This window comes from Sphingobium lignivorans (genome assembly GCF_014203955.1).
Taxonomy (GTDB): Bacteria; Pseudomonadota; Alphaproteobacteria; order Sphingomonadales; family Sphingomonadaceae; genus Sphingobium; species Sphingobium lignivorans.
Genome location: NZ_JACHKA010000001.1, coordinates 1,346,054 through 1,360,272 on the forward strand (window position 1 = coordinate 1,346,054; position 14,219 = coordinate 1,360,272).

Here is a 14,219-nt window from a genome sequence, read left to right on the forward strand (position 1 = left end):
GCGCCGGAGAGGACAGACATGGCCCAGCCCGCCAAGAAGCCCGCGAACGAGCCTGAACCCAGGCCCATCATCGTCAAGAAGATCATCGCCGATGGCCATGGCGGGCATCATGGCGGCGCGTGGAAAGTCGCCTATGCCGACTTCGTGACGGCGATGATGGCCTTCTTCCTGCTGATGTGGCTGCTCGGCGCGACCACCGAGAAGCAGCGCAAGGGGCTGGCCGATTATTTCACGCCCACGCTCGTCCAGATGAAGATGGACAGCACCGGCTCCAACGGCCTGTTCGGGGGCGACAGCCTCGTGGCCAAGGAGAACCATCCCACCACGGGCGGGCAGGGCAATCTGGCGATCACCATCCCGCGCGACGCGACCGGCGTGCGCGACGTGGGCGGCGACGACCTCAAGGACCGCGACCGGCAGAAGTTCGAGCAGCTCAAGCGGGTGATCGAGAAGAAGATCGCGGAAGCAAAAGCGCTCCAGCACCTCAAGCGGCACGTCAAGTTCACCGAGACCCGGGAAGGGCTGCGGATCGACCTAATCGACGAGGCCGATTTCGCGATGTTCGCCATGGGTACCGACAAGCTGGTCCCTCAGGCGCGCGAGCTGCTCGCGCAGGTGGCCCGTGTCGTGGCGGGCGTGCCTAACGGCGTCATCGTGCGCGGCCATACCGACAGCCTGCCTTATGCATCGGGCCGGAACATGAACAACTGGCTGCTCTCATCCTCGCGGGCCGAGGCGACCAGAGCCGTGCTGGCGCAGAACGGCATCGACAACGATCGCTTCCAGCGCATCGAGGGCGTCGCCGACCGGGAGCCCTTCGTGTCCGACGACCGCTATGATCCGCGCAACCGGCGGATGTCGGTGGTCCTGGCATGGAGCCAGAGCGATTCCGGCAGGAAAGCGGCGGCGGCTGCGCAGGGCGACTATCCCGTGGACCCGGTGCAGGCGCAGCGTCGGGGCCTGTTGCGGGACGACCGGGTGGCGCGCGCCGAGGCGGAAGTGCGCGGGATGGACCTGGGTGGCACGGCCCTGCCGAAGGGCGCGCTGGTCATGAACGAGGAGGCCCTGCCCAAGCGCAGCGCCACGACCCCGCCCGGCATGAGTGACGTGACCGCCCGACAGAAGGCGGCCTCGGGAGGTTCGGCGGAATGATCGCCGGCGCCTGAAACGCCGCGCTTCATCGCGGCGAGGCGGGAAATGCTCAGCGGGTCAGCGGCAGGATCAGTTCCGCGCGCAGCCCGCCTTCCGGACGGTTCGTCAGGTTCAGGCGACCTCCTTCGGCGGACGCGACCGCGCGGACGATCGCGAGGCCAAGACCGGTGCCTCCGGTGTCCCGGCTGCGCGACTCCTCCATGCGCGTGAAGGGCTGCAGCATTTCCTGGATCCGCTCCTCGGGGATGCCCGGTCCTTCGTCCGTGACGGCGAGCACGGCCCGGCCGCGCTCGACATGCACGGAGACATGGGCGCGCCCGCCATATTTGACGGCATTCTCGATGAGGTTGGTCAGGGCGCGGCGGATCGCGCGCGGATGGACCGTGGCGACGGCGCGCAACATCTCCCCACGCGTGACAGGCGCGCCGGTATCCTCGAAATCATCAAGCGCGGCATCCGCCAGTGCGGCCAGATCGACGCGCTGAGGCGGCTCCCGATCCCGGCCGACCCGTGCCAGCGACAGGATGTCATCCAGCATCTTCTGCATTTCCTCGATGGTCGCGACCATGCGGTCGCGGTCCGGCCCCTCGGCCGCCGTCTCCACCCGCACGCGCAGGGCTGTGAGCGGCGTGCGCAGATCATGGCCGATCGCGCCCAGCATGTGATCCTTCTCCTCCAGCATGGAGCGGATGCGATCCTGCATCGCGTTGAAGGAGGCCGCGAGGCCACGGACATCGTCCGGACCGATTTCCGGGACCGGCGGCGCTCCTTCCGGCGTGCCCACCCGCGCCGTCGCCGAGGTGAGCGCCCGCAGCGGCGCGGCCAGCCTGCGCGTGAACCACACCAGCGGAATGAGGACGATGCCGTAGACGAAGAGCGTCTGCACGACGATCCGCTGAAGGATCGGCTGATCGATGGGCGCCGCGCGCGTGAAGACGGTGACCCAGCGATTGGGCTGGAGCTGGACGCTGAGCTGCACCTGCAGCCGGGCACGGCCGCCGCGCCGGTCTCCCGGCAGGATCTCGGCGAGGCGATTGCGCCGCCGCGGTTCATCAATGGCGGCGCGCACTTCCAGCGGCGCGAGGCCGGCGGAGCGGAACAGCTCGGAGGCGCGCTGCGCGACTTCGGGGGCATCCTCCCCCCGGCGCGGCGGCGGCTGGGCGCTGAGCAGCAGGCCGCGCGCGGCGCGAATGCGCTGCCAGGGCTCGGTCCGCTCGCTCGAATCCAGTGCTTCCAGAATGCGGATGACCCCGGGGGCCGCAGCAACCGTGATCCACTGATTGCGCTGGGTCGCGTAATAAATGAGGAAGCCGATGAGCTGCACCATGAACAGCGACGCGGCGACCACCAGGATCGTCTGGCCCGCGAGCGTGCGTGGTCGAAACCAGCCCAGGGAAAGGCGCTGTCTCCAGCTCATTCGCGGATCACGTCCGCGCTGAACATATATCCGCCGCCCCACACCGTCTTGATGAGCACGGGAGAGCGGGCGTCATCCTCCAGTTTCCGGCGCAGGCGGCTGATCTGGTTGTCGATCGAGCGATCGAAGGCATGGGCTTCGCGGCCCTGCGTGAGATCGAGGAGCTGGTCGCGGCTCAGCACTTGCCGGGGATGCGTGACGAAGGCGTGCAGCAACCGGAAATCGGCGGTGCTGAGCGGAATGACGACCTCGTCCGGTCCGGTCAGCGTCCAGTCGTCCGCTCGCAGGGTCCAGCCCTCGAAGCGATAGAGCGCGGCGCTGTTCTGGCTCTCCCGCGCGCTGGCGCCGGCGCCGGCGGCCCGGCGCAGGATCGTCTTGATGCGGGCCACCAGCTCGCGAGGCGAGAAGGGCTTGAGCACATAGTCGTCCGCGCCCATTTCCAGCCCGACGATGCGATCCGTCTCCTCGGTTCGCGCGGTTAGCAGGATGACCGGCAATTCGCCCTGCTCGCGGATGGACCGGCACAGGCTGAGGCCATCCTCGCCCGGCATCATGATGTCCAGCACGACAAGCTCGATGGCGCTGCTCGCGAGGATCCGGCGCGCCTCGGCGGCGTTCGGTGCTTCCGAAACCCGAAAGCCCGCGCGCTGGAGATAGGCGCCCAGCGGTTCGCGAATGGCGGCTTCGTCATCGACGAGAAGGAGATGGGGGCGGGGAGACATGACGGACGGTCCTGCGCAATGGATCGATCGGCTTGTGCCGCGATTGCGGAGCGGCGTCCATCCCGCAACGCGCGGCGGGAACAACGGAGGACGGCGGGGAAGCCGAGGGCTTCCCCGCCGTGAGTGCGGCCGGCTCGGTGAAAAAGTGGGACTTCGCCGGGCCGGTCGCGCGCCTCATTGTCCCGGGGGCGGGGACATGGGCTTCCGGGCCGCCGTGGGGCGGTCGCGCATTGCCTCGCGGGCGGCTTTGTGCTCGGCAGGAGAAATCTTGCCGTCGCGATCCGTGTCGACGCGGTCGAACATGCCGAGCCCCAGTTCCACGAACTGGCTCCGGGTGAGCGACTTGTCTTTATAGGCGGCCAGTTGGTGGTGCATGGGCATGCCGGACATCGCGCCCGGATGGCGGCGCATCTTCCCGGCCTCGCCGGGGTCCTTGCGGTGCTGGCCCTTGGCAGCAGCGAACTCGTCCTTGCTGATGCTGCCATTCTTGTCCGCATCGAGGCGAGCGAACATGTGGGCGCGCATCGTCTCGCGCATCTGGGTGCGGCCGGCCTTGCGTTCCTCCGGCGTCACGGTGCCGTCCTTGTTGAGGTCGAGCGCGTCGAAATGCTTTTCGAGCCGGGCCTGAACTTGGCTGCGATCCATGGGCGCGTGGCGGGCGCCGGCACGATCGCCGGGTGGCTGGGCATTGGCGGCCGCGCCGAGGGAGAGCAGGCCGGCGCCGATGAGAAGAAGAGTGGGACGAAGAGACATGGCTGTTTCCTGACTTGGTGGCGCCGTGGGAGCGAGCGCCTTCCCCTGCCTTGTAGGTGGAGGATGTCAGGAGATTTTGTCGCAATCGCGCGACTTTGTATCAAATTGTCGGTTGGCCTTAGCTATGTGTCCGCTCCTCGAGCGTGCGGTGTGCATGGCCATGATGCGAAGGGCATTGACCCGAAGCGCCGCGCTGTGGCAAGCGGCCGCTCTCGGCGCGGGTATAGCTCAATGGTAGAGCACTAGCCTTCCAACCTGCTGAGTTTCGCAGTTTTCCGCGCTTTTCGCTGTAAACTGGCGAGGAAATCACCCCATTTATATCAATAGCTTATGCCGCCGCTGTAAACCGCGCTGCCCGCCTTATGGTGCGCGCGGGGATGGCTCGGCTGCGCGCAGGTTGGACGATGAACAGGCCTTATTCGGAAAATGCGCTTCCCCGTCTCTGAGTTGTGGGGAGGGCGCGGGAAAAATCTTACCTGCCTTACAACGGCAGAAAACAGCCAAATTTTGCCTTACATTTTTCTTACCAAAATCTCACATGGTAAGGTCCATCTAGTCTTACTTTCCAATGAAAAATTATCGTTCAAAAACAAAGAAGTAAGGAAATCCCATCGGAAATGTAAGATGAGGTAAGGAGCCCGATCTTACATTTTTATCCATATAGTTCATGATGTTAGTTTACCTTTGGCCGATGCGTAAGGCAGGTAAGATTTTTCCCGCGCCGTCCCCGTCGCTCTGATCCGATCATTTCGAAGCGGAGCGGAGCACGATCGCATCGACCGCGCCGCCTTCTGCGTCTGTCGTGGCGGTCAACTTTGGTGCTCCGCTTACCGCATTTCTCAGGTGCGTCGGGCATCGGCAGTTGCGTCTATTCCGGTAGGAAAAGCGAGCAGGCGAGGGGGGGAGCCAAGCGCGGCGCGCGGGGCTCCAGTCCCCAGGGCAACCGACGCTGAGGTCATGACGCCCCGTTGTTGAGGGGCGGCGATGGCGCGATGATAGTTTAAGTGCTGATTCTTAACGGTGGGGCTATCAGCGGGGGGAGGGCGCTCCGAGGGCTCACACCCTACGGATATGTCGCACGCATCTGGACAGAAGATCTGGGCCGATTCAGAATCGATCCGTACCGCCACTCCTCGGGACTAGAGACCTAACCGCGGTGGGGCAGCCGTTCTAGAAAGTGCTGAATGCCGTACGCATTGCGCGTGTCGAGCGGGGGGGGGGGCCAATTAATATTGCCGTCGAGAGGTGGATGAAGGATCCGTCGAAAAGGCAGATCCGTTGCCAAACTGGTAGATGTCGCTGAACGCAGTATCAAAATTTGGATGAAAGCGGAGCCATAGCGGAAAGTTACATTCATATTATAGTGCTTCTCCCCGTTCTCACTGAGCACAGGTTTCCCGGCGGCATCTAAAATGTAACCCTGCCTCTCTTTGTTGAACATTCCGACCATCGGATTAGCGGGGCCGGGATAGTGCAGGAGGGCTACCTCAATTTCATCTGGTACCTTGCGAGTTTCGTAAAATTCGCGTCGTTCCTTCTGAAGAAAGGCATGAGGCGCCATATTTTGGTCTGCAGTCATAGCCTTCATCGTGAAGTACTGTGCCAACAGCCGCTTTCCGATATCGGTGATCGTGACATCCTCATGCTTTAGCATTGGCTCGAGCCAAGGTCTAACCGCCTCTTCAAGTTGGCTCATCCATCCACCATTGCACTTCTGGCAGACTGTGCGGATGGTTATAGTCTTGACACCACCTTGAGCTTCCTTGTGAGATAGGAGCTCAGTCGGCGAGAGCGCTTTGCCCGCAAAGGCAGTCCTGTAATGGCTCGCATCATCCGGTAAGAGTTGAGCAGCCCACCTTGGCCAAATATGTTCTTTGGTCGCGGTTCCATTTCCGCAAAAGCTGCACAATTTTCGGTGCTGCGTATTACCCTTGGTTCTCGCCATACTGCCAAGCTCTTTCATTGCTCCCAAATACGATGGGAATTTATTTCTCAGTCTCTCCAGTCAGATGAGGGTGGATGGATCAACTTAATATTGCATTTATCGAGCGGCGGTGTCCGGTGTGACACTTGAAATCGAAGACCAAGGAACCGCCGTTCCGTTTTCTGGCTGCGATGGAGGAGCAAGGACAACGCCGACTTCGTCGACAGCCCGCATAATGTATAGTGTGCGTTGTTCCTCATGGTGAAGGGTTACCCAGACCGGGGCAGCATTGATACGCTTTCGAAGCCATTCTTGGAGATATTCAAGCATCAATGGCTCCTCTTTCGGAGGATTCTTATCAGACGAGGGCGATTCTTGTAAGTGCCATGTTGCCAGGCGTTTCATCAGCTTCCTCGATCAGCCAATCAGTTAGAGAATCCTGGCGATCCAGGGACTGCTCCTCCCGTTCTCAGGAAGCGGGAGAGGGCTGCGCCGGCGCGGCCGGCTGATAGTCGTCATAGGCGATGATTTCCTCGCCCGCCCAGTCGTTCAGCTCCAGCGTGCGGGTCTGCAGCGGCACGATCTCGTTGTCGAAAAAGACGTCCGTCGCGGTGCGCACGTCGCCAAAGCCGCCGTTGTTCTGGGGGATCACGCCGAGCAGCTGGGGCGGCACGCGATGGGCGGCGAGGATGTCATCGCGCGTAGTGCCCTTGATGCCGAGGAACTCGTCCTTCGCAGCGACCTCGCTGATCGGGATGATCTGGACGCCGTCCTTCTTGCCGTTCGGGGCATTGATGAAGAGATTGCGGAAGTTGCCCGGCCCCTTCGATTTGCGCAGCGCCTCGCGGATGTCGTCCACGTCCTGATTGTCGATGGTGGCCTCGGAAAGGTAAAATACGAAGCCAGCGTGGCTTCCGTTGAGATAATAGCGCCGGCGGAACAGCGTCGCGCCTTCGTTCAGAAAGGCGCTCTGCATGGCAGAGAGATATTCGGGCAGACCATAGATCTCCTGCGCGACGTCCGGTTCGGAGAGCTGGAACATGCTGCCCCGGGCGAACTCATGGACCTGCCCCAAGCGCCCCCAATTGCCTTTGGGGAGGAAGTAGAATTGCCCATCATCGCGCCCGCGCCGCGTGTAGAGGGACAGGCTATGCTTGAGCGCCATGGGGCGGCCCGCGAGGTTATCGACGCGCTCGAGATAGGCGTTGCCCATAACGAGGAAGTCCAGCGCCCACTTTCCGAAATCGCCGCGCCCCAGCAGCCTGTGCGGGCGGAAATGGCGTAACAGCAGGTTGCGCTTGACGATGATGGCGCTCGAATGGTGCGGGCTCACCCGGTAGCAGCGCGCCAGCGCCCGCAGCGGCACCGGCGGTTCGAACCATTTGCCGTTCCAGAGGCTCTCGACATGGTCCAGCAGTTCCCGCCGGTCCAGGACGCTCTCCGCGTCGCCGAAGGTGAAGAGCTTCGCGCCGCCCGCCGTCTCGATCAGGTCGTTCATAGGATCTCCATTCTGCCTTGTCCGCGAGGGGCCGAGCCGTCCATCGGCTCGCAATAAAGTGCGTGGAGCAGCGCCCAGGCGAGATCGCCGTGCCCGGTCGCCTCGCTGCGCCGCGCCACATAAGTGAGCTGTTTCTGGCCCTTGGTGAGCTGGGGATGGATGGACATCAGCGCCGCCGCCAGGTCAGTCCAACCGGCATCGAACTCGATGCGGCGCTTGGCGAAGACGTTCTTGGCCTTCAGCACCATCTGCGTCTTGACCAGCGGGGAATAATCGATCCGCCTCGCCATGGGGAAGAACTTGACCACGAGCTGATGCACCGCGGTGCCCATGCCCGTGCTGTCGATCGCGATTTCCGTGACGCGATAGCGCTTGGTCAGGCGCCGGATCTGTTCGGCCTGTGCCTCGAAGTCCATGCCCTTCCACTGGAATTTCTCCAGCACGCGGAATTTGCCCCTGGCGCCTGCCGGCGGCGCGACCACCACGCAGCTCGCATTGTCGCCATCCTCGCTCTCGGCCGGATCATAGCCGATCCAGACCTCGCCCTGGCCGAAGGGCATGAGATCATAGGGATGGAAGTCTTTCCAGACATCCCAGCTGTCGATCATGCAGGGGCGCAGCAGCGAGAGGGGGAAACTGGACTGGCTGTCGTCGACGAACTCGCAGCCGAACAGGTTGTTGAATTCGTCGACCGAATATTCCAGCTCCAGCTCGTCCCGGTCGATCAGGTCGAACCCGCCGGCGATGGCATCGTCCAGCGTGACGATGTGGCGCCAGATCTGGTCGGGGCCGGTGCCGCCGGTCGCCAGCGCGCTGTGGCTCACGTCGATCTTGATCTGGCTCGCCCGGTCGCGCTTGCGGTTGAAGCGCTCGCCTGTCCACATGGGATAGGCCTCGTGCGCGATCGTCGATGGCGTCGAGAAATAGGTCTTGTGATAGCGCTTGTGCGTGGCGATCGCCGAGGCGACCTTGTTGATCGCTTCGAAGCCGTAGATCCAGAAGCACTCGTCTATGTAGACGTCGCCATGATAGCCTTGGGCGGTGCGATAGTTCGTGCCGAGAAAATAGAGGGTTACCGGCTGTGCCTGTGTGGCGTCCTCATCTTCCCAGCCCCGATGCAGCACGAGCGGATCGCCCTTGAGCATCTTGCCCGTCTGCTCGAAGACGAACTCGACGATATACTGCCGGAAGATGTTGGCCTGCGCGCGGCTCGCGGAAATGAAGATCTGGTTGTTGCCGGTCTCCAGCGCCCGGATGAGGGCCTCGCGCGCGAAGTAGAAGGTCGCGCCGATCTGGCGGCTCTTGAGCAGGAAGCGGGTGCGCCGGCTGATATTCGCCCACCACGTCTCCTGATGCGCGAACAGGCCGCCCAGGAAGGCGCTCTTGAGCTTTTCATAATCCTCGCGGGTGAGCAGGTTCTGCGGATCCCGCTGTTTCTTCGGCCCCGCGTTTCGGTTCGCCACCTTGGGGTTGAGGTCGCCCTCGTGGCCGCCCGGCTCGCCATAGCGCCGCACCCGCGCCATGCGCTCGATCTGCCGGCTGAGCAGGTCGATTTCCTTGAAGTCCCGCCCGGTCTTCTCTTCCTTGAAGATGAGCTGGTTGAGGCGGATTTCGAGGCTGTCCTCGACCCGGCGGATGACCGGATCGTCATCCCACCCGTCCCGGTCCTTCCAGCTCTGCACGGTGGTGCGCTTGAGCCCCAGCTCCTGGGCGATCTGCCGGACGCCCCAGCCCCGCCAGTAATAGGCGCGCGCGATCCGCCGCGCGTCATAGGGGATGACGGCGGCCGGATGAGGGACAGGCGGTTCTTCCGGCTCGGCCATGGCCGCGTGACGATGCGCCAGTGACCGGCGCGCGGGTGCCCTGCGCATTTGTGGAGTGCGCTCTCACAAGCGCGCGCGGTTGTTTTAGCGCGGGTGGGAAGCGCGAATAGCGGGCAAATTCAGCCGATCATCAAGGAGCCCCGGCATGGCCAAGACCCCGTTTTTCCGCGTCGCTGTCGAAGGCACGACGGTCGATGGCCGCGAAATCACGCGTGCCATGATCCAGCAGATGGCGGACAGTTACGATCCGGCGACTTACACGGCCCGGATCAACTGCGAGCATCTGCGCGGATATTCGCCGGAGGGGCCTTTCAACTCGTGGGGTTCGGTGACGGCGGTCAAGGCCGAGCAGATAGATCTCTCGATCGGCGGCAAGACCGAAAAGCGCCTGGCGCTCTTCGCGCAGTTCGACGTCACGGACGATGCGCGCCGCTACAATCAGGCCGGCCAGAAGCTGTTCAGCAGCATCGAGGTCCATCCCGACTTCGTAAAGACCGGCAAGGCTTACCTGATGGGTCTCGCCTTCACCGATTCCCCGGCATCGCTGGGCACCGAAGTGCTGAAATTCAGCCGTGACGACAAGCGGAAGGACAATCTCGTCCAGCTCGGCGAGATCGAGCTGGCCTATGAGGCGGAAGATGCCGGCGCGGCCGAGGCCGCCACCGGCGCTTTCGCGAGCATGAAGCGCTTTTTCGACAGTTTCGGCAAGCAGCCCGAGCCGGCTCAGCCCGCCGCATCGCCGGCCGGCAAGGAGCCTGCCGATCCCGTTGCCGCCTTCGCGCAGTTCGCCGGCCAGTTCGGCGCGCAGATGGAGACGCTGAACGCTGGCCTCACCAAGTCCTTCACCGCGATCGAGACCCGCATGGCGAAGATGGCCGAGGATCATGAGGCGTTGCGCAAGTCGGTCGAGACCACGCCCTCCCGCACCTACACCTCGCGTCCGCCGGCATCCGGCGGAACCGGCGCAGTCCGGGCCGAGTGCTGATCCGCCGACCCTCACCCATCCGCAAGCGCCACACTTTCACCGGAGCCCCCCATGCGTAACGAAACCCGCGAGCGCTTCAACGCCTTCTGCGAGAATATCGCAGCCCTGAACGGCGTCGCCGACGCCGGCACGAAATTTTCCGTCGATCCCTCGATCCAGCAAAAGCTGGTCGACAAGAAGCAGGAATCGAGCGCCTTCCTGTCCCGCATCAACATCGTCCCCGTGCTGGAATTGAAGGGCGATATTCTCGGCCTGGGCGCCCCGGGGCCGAACAGCTCGCGCACGAACACCAGCGGCACCGGCCGGCGCCAGACCCGCCAGCTCACCGGCCTGGACGATTTCGGTTACGAGTGCTTCCAGACCAACTATGACACGCATCTGCGCTATGCGACGCTGGACATGTGGGCGAAGTTCGCGGACTTCGAGGTCCGCATCCAGAACCAGATCGTCAAGGGTCAGGCGCTCGACAACATCCGCATCGGCTTCAATGGCACGAGCGCGGCGGCCACGACGGATCTGGAAGCCAACCCCAACCTCGAAGACGTCAACATCGGGTGGCTCGAGAAGCTGCGGGTGCAGAAGCCCGCCCATGTCATGGATGCCGGCGCTGAACCCGGCGAGGTCACTTACGGGTCCCATGCGGATGCCGATTATGCCACGCTCGACGCGCTGGTTTACGATGCCGTTCGCCAGCTGCTGCCCAGCTGGGCGGCCGAGGATACCGAGCTGGTGGCGATCGTCAGCCGGGACCTGCTGCACGACAAATATTTCCCGATGGTCAACGAGGCGATCGACCCGACCGAGCAGATCGCGCGGGACATCATCATGTCGACCAAGCGCCTGGGCGGCCTGCCGGCGGCGACCGTGCCGTTCTTCCCGGCGGGCACGATCTTCATCACGCGCTACGACAATCTCTCGATCTACGAGCAGGAGGGCAAGCGGCGCCGTCATATCAAGGACACGCCGGAAGCCGACCGGGTCGAGGACTACCAGTCGTCCAACGACAGCTATGTGATCGAGGATCACGATTATGCCTGCCTGATCGAGAATATCGAGCTGAAGGCCGCCTGATAACCGCGCGCAGTGAACCGCGAGAGGGGAGGGCGGCGGCGTCGTTCTCCCCGCCACTGAAAGGAACATCCGCATGTTGAGCCCCGCCGCCCGCCACAAGCAGAGAGTCCTCGCCCGGCTAGCCGCCGAAAAGGCGCCTGCCGGGGGCATGGCCGCCGCCCGGCCCAAGGCGGGCCCGGAGGCGAGCGCCTATGAGCTGCTGCTGGCGCAGCTCGGCAGTCATCTCGCGCAGCTCAAGGATATCCAGTCTGTCGAGGGCAAGATCGCACGCAAAACGGTGCTGATCGACGCTTATGACGCGCATGTGGACGCCACCCTCGCTGCCGGCGTGCAGACCGGCAAGGCGGTGCAGGACGAGATCGTCTCGACCATGATGCTGTGGCGGTTCGACATCGGCGATTTCGAGCGTGGCCTCGATCTGGCCGAGCATGTGCTGCGTTTTGCGCTCGCCATGCCGCAGAACATCCAGCGCACCGCGCCGACCGTGGTGGCTGAAGAGATCGCGGAGGCGGCGCTGGCAGCCGATCGGGACGGGAAGGAATTTCCGCTCGCCCTCATCGATCGCGCGGCGCAGCTGGTGGAAGGTTTCGACATGCCGGATCAGGTCCGCGCGAAGCTGTTCAAGGCGCGGGGCCGGTCCCTGCTGCACGTTCATGCGCGGTTGACCGCGCATCCCGAGACCTCGCCCGCCGGCGGGCCGGTGGCGGCGCTGAGCGAAGCGCTGGCGGCTTTCCGTCGCGCCCTCGCGCTGGACCGGAATGCCGGCGTCAAGAAGGACATCGAGCGTCTCGCGGCCAGGGTGCCGGCAGACGCTCCGGCCGGCGAGACCGGCGACTGAGCTTGCGCCCCCGGCGCCTGGGGGCGGTGAAGGGCAGGATGCGCGCGTAGCGTTCCTCCGGCCCCGATCCCCACCCCCAGCTCGAACAATGGAGGATCGATTGAGCGGCTTCATTGCATCGCCCCCGGCGCCGGCGAGCCCGCCCGGATCGACAGTTGCAGCGGGCGATTTCTGGCCGGAGATCGACGTCAACCTGTTCCGCGACGCGATGCGGATCGGCAACCAGGCCATTCCGCATGCGCGCGTGAGCGAGGCTCTGATCGGCGGAATCGTCGTGGCGGCAGACAATCTGGCGGAATGGCGCGCAGAGCAGGAGGCGGCGGGGCATGCGAGCCTTGCAGCCGTGCCGGCGCAGACCTTCGCCCACGGCACCGGCAACGGCACGGTGACGGAAAGCCGGCTCGTCATTCTGTTTCGCCGGGCGGTTTACGCCTTCGCGGCGGCCGATCTCATCGAGACGCACCGGGACATCACGGCGTCCCCGGTGGGCGAAGCGCAGGCCTGGCGCCAGGCGCTCACGCCCGACGATCATCGTCGCAACGCCATCCATGCCATCCGCGCCATCCTTGGCCGGCCGCGCACGGCGGTGGAGCTGATCTGATGGCCACCATGACCGCGACGGCGCAGCAGGGCGAGACGCTCGACCTGCTGGCCTGGCGCGTCCTGGGGGCCGGCGCTGGCGTGGTCGAGCAGGCTTATGAGCTGAACCGGGATCTGGCGGAGATCGGCGCGGTGCTGCCGGAGGGGAAGAGCGTCCTGCTGCCGGTGGTCGAGCCGCAGGCGGCCGGGGAAACCCAAATAATCAAGCTCTGGGACTGATCATGACCACGCCGAAGCACGAACATCTCCGCGCCTGCCTCGTGGATGCCCTGCCGGAACTGGCCCGCAATCCGGACAAGCTCAGCATCTACATGACCGGCGGCCGGCTCATCGCGCGCTATGGCCCCAATCTGGGGTTTCAGTATGACGCCACGCTGCAGATCGACGTGATCGGCTTCAGCGGACAGCCCGCCGCCTTCTTCCTGCCCCTCATTCTCTGGCTGCGGAGATATGAGCCGGCCGCGCTGCTCAATCACGACACGGCCGAACAGCGCCTGCGATTCGAGATCGACATGGTCGACAATGGCGCGGTGGACATCACCATCGGTCTCCCCATGAGCGAGGCCGTGGACGTGCTGCCGCAGTCGGACGGCAGCTATGTCATGAAGTTGCGGGAAGAGCCGGCGATCGTCGATGAGGAACCGCTGATCGACCCGCCCGCGCTGCTCCGGCGCATCTTTCATGAGGGCGAGCTGCTGGTTGGTTATCCGCTCGACGATCCGGCGCCCTGATGGTGGATATTGGCGCTGACGATCTGGGAGAGCTGGAGCGCTTCGCCGGCGGCATATTGGCGTCCATGCAGCCGGCCGAGCGCCGCAGCCTGTTTCGCAAGGTCGCGCGCACGTTGCGGACAGGGCAGCAGAAGCGGATTGCCCGGCAGGAAAATCCGGACGGGAGCCGGTTCGCGCCCCGCAGGCGCGGCAAGGATCCTGTGCCCGGCGGCTATGCCGTGAAATTTCTCTATCCCTCGGGCGGATCTGGGGAGCCGCGCCTCGTGCTCATGCATAGCTGGGTGCGGCAGGGGGCGTTGCTGACCGGCTATGATGTCAGGGCTGGCGGCCTGCGATCGTTCGAATGGCGCAAGGTCGTTCGGTGGCTCCCGGTCGGCGAGGGCGAGCAGAACAAGGGGGCGGGCAGGATTCGCCGGCCGACCATTCGCCAGCGCGCCATGTTTCGCAGGATCCGGCGCAGCGGCGTCATGCTCGCCAATGCCAGCGATCAGGAAGCCTGGGTGGGGTTTGCCGGCCGCGTGGCGGCGGTGGCGCGCATCCACCAGCTCGGCCTGTTCGACAAGCCGTCCGCCAACGCGGCCGAAATCCGCTACGCCATGCGCGAGCTGCTGGGCTTCAGCGCGCAGGACCGGGCGATGGTCCTCGAGGCGACCATCGATCATATCCTCGCCGGGGCTGACGACGCTTGACCGACTCGTGCAGAAT

Annotated in this window: 14 protein-coding genes; 8 read left to right on the plus strand and 6 right to left on the minus strand. The window is 64.3% G+C overall.

Going from position 1 to position 14,219, the window contains the following annotated elements; translation table 11 throughout:
- Nucleotides 1-18: 18 nt before the first annotated feature.
- The gene (locus HNP60_RS06150) at nucleotides 19-1,152 is read left to right on the plus strand and encodes a flagellar motor protein MotB (RefSeq protein WP_184151476.1); all 1,134 of its coding nucleotides are present in this window, start codon (nucleotides 19-21) and stop codon (nucleotides 1,150-1,152) included.
- 49 nt (nucleotides 1,153-1,201) lie between these two features.
- Here the strand turns inward: HNP60_RS06150 and HNP60_RS06155 are convergent, their stop codons facing one another.
- From HNP60_RS06155 to HNP60_RS06180, 6 genes are all read right to left on the minus strand, one after another.
- On the minus strand, nucleotides 1,202-2,569 hold the full coding sequence (locus HNP60_RS06155) for an ATP-binding protein (protein ID WP_184151479.1): 1,368 nt from the start codon (nucleotides 2,567-2,569) through the stop codon (nucleotides 1,202-1,204).
- Nucleotides 2,566-3,291 carry a response regulator gene (locus HNP60_RS06160; protein ID WP_184151482.1) on the minus strand — a complete coding sequence of 242 codons (726 nt, stop codon included), beginning with the start codon at nucleotides 3,289-3,291 and terminating at the stop codon, nucleotides 2,566-2,568. Before HNP60_RS06160 ends, HNP60_RS06155 begins: the two co-directional genes overlap by 4 nt.
- A gap of 174 nt (nucleotides 3,292-3,465) precedes the next feature.
- Nucleotides 3,466-4,044, minus strand: a complete 579-nt coding sequence (locus HNP60_RS06165; RefSeq protein WP_184151485.1) for an EF-hand domain-containing protein — start codon at nucleotides 4,042-4,044, stop codon at nucleotides 3,466-3,468.
- Between the two features lie 1,147 nt (nucleotides 4,045-5,191).
- Complete coding sequence (locus HNP60_RS06170; protein ID WP_184151489.1) at nucleotides 5,192-6,007, minus strand: hypothetical protein; 816 nt, start codon at nucleotides 6,005-6,007, stop codon at nucleotides 5,192-5,194.
- Between the two features lie 430 nt (nucleotides 6,008-6,437).
- Nucleotides 6,438-7,466 carry a phage portal protein gene (locus HNP60_RS06175; protein ID WP_184151492.1) on the minus strand — a complete coding sequence of 343 codons (1,029 nt, stop codon included), beginning with the start codon at nucleotides 7,464-7,466 and terminating at the stop codon, nucleotides 6,438-6,440.
- Nucleotides 7,463-9,337, minus strand: a complete 1,875-nt coding sequence (locus HNP60_RS06180; RefSeq protein ID WP_260394741.1) for a terminase large subunit domain-containing protein — start codon at nucleotides 9,335-9,337, stop codon at nucleotides 7,463-7,465. Before HNP60_RS06180 ends, HNP60_RS06175 begins: the two co-directional genes overlap by 4 nt.
- A 97-nt stretch (nucleotides 9,338-9,434) precedes the next feature.
- Here HNP60_RS06180 and HNP60_RS06185 point away from each other — a divergent pair, with 97 nt between their 5' ends.
- The 7 genes from HNP60_RS06185 (at nucleotide 9,435) to HNP60_RS06215 (ending at nucleotide 14,203) form a co-directional block, all read left to right on the plus strand.
- Entirely contained in the window at nucleotides 9,435-10,274 is an 840-nt protein-coding gene (locus HNP60_RS06185) for a GPO family capsid scaffolding protein (protein ID WP_184151495.1), read from the plus strand.
- Nucleotides 10,275-10,325: 51 nt separating this feature from the next.
- Nucleotides 10,326-11,345 (plus strand): phage major capsid protein, P2 family, encoded by a 1,020-nt coding sequence (locus HNP60_RS06190; protein ID WP_184151498.1) that lies wholly within the window; start codon nucleotides 10,326-10,328, stop codon nucleotides 11,343-11,345.
- Nucleotides 11,346-11,418: 73 nt separating this feature from the next.
- Nucleotides 11,419-12,183 carry a phage terminase small subunit gene (gene gpM / locus HNP60_RS06195; protein WP_184151502.1) on the plus strand — a complete coding sequence of 255 codons (765 nt, stop codon included), beginning with the start codon at nucleotides 11,419-11,421 and terminating at the stop codon, nucleotides 12,181-12,183.
- Between the two features lie 100 nt (nucleotides 12,184-12,283).
- On the plus strand, nucleotides 12,284-12,784 hold the full coding sequence (locus HNP60_RS06200; RefSeq protein WP_184151505.1) for a head completion/stabilization protein: 501 nt from the start codon (nucleotides 12,284-12,286) through the stop codon (nucleotides 12,782-12,784).
- The gene (locus HNP60_RS06205) at nucleotides 12,784-13,002 is read left to right on the plus strand and encodes a tail protein X (RefSeq protein WP_260394742.1); all 219 of its coding nucleotides are present in this window, start codon (nucleotides 12,784-12,786) and stop codon (nucleotides 13,000-13,002) included. Before HNP60_RS06200 ends, HNP60_RS06205 begins: the two co-directional genes overlap by 1 nt.
- A gap of 2 nt (nucleotides 13,003-13,004) precedes the next feature.
- Nucleotides 13,005-13,514 (plus strand): phage tail protein, encoded by a 510-nt coding sequence (locus HNP60_RS06210; protein ID WP_184151508.1) that lies wholly within the window; start codon nucleotides 13,005-13,007, stop codon nucleotides 13,512-13,514.
- Nucleotides 13,514-14,203 carry a phage virion morphogenesis protein gene (locus HNP60_RS06215; protein ID WP_184151511.1) on the plus strand — a complete coding sequence of 230 codons (690 nt, stop codon included), beginning with the start codon at nucleotides 13,514-13,516 and terminating at the stop codon, nucleotides 14,201-14,203. Before HNP60_RS06210 ends, HNP60_RS06215 begins: the two co-directional genes overlap by 1 nt.
- The last annotated feature ends 16 nt before the right edge of the window (nucleotides 14,204-14,219 follow it).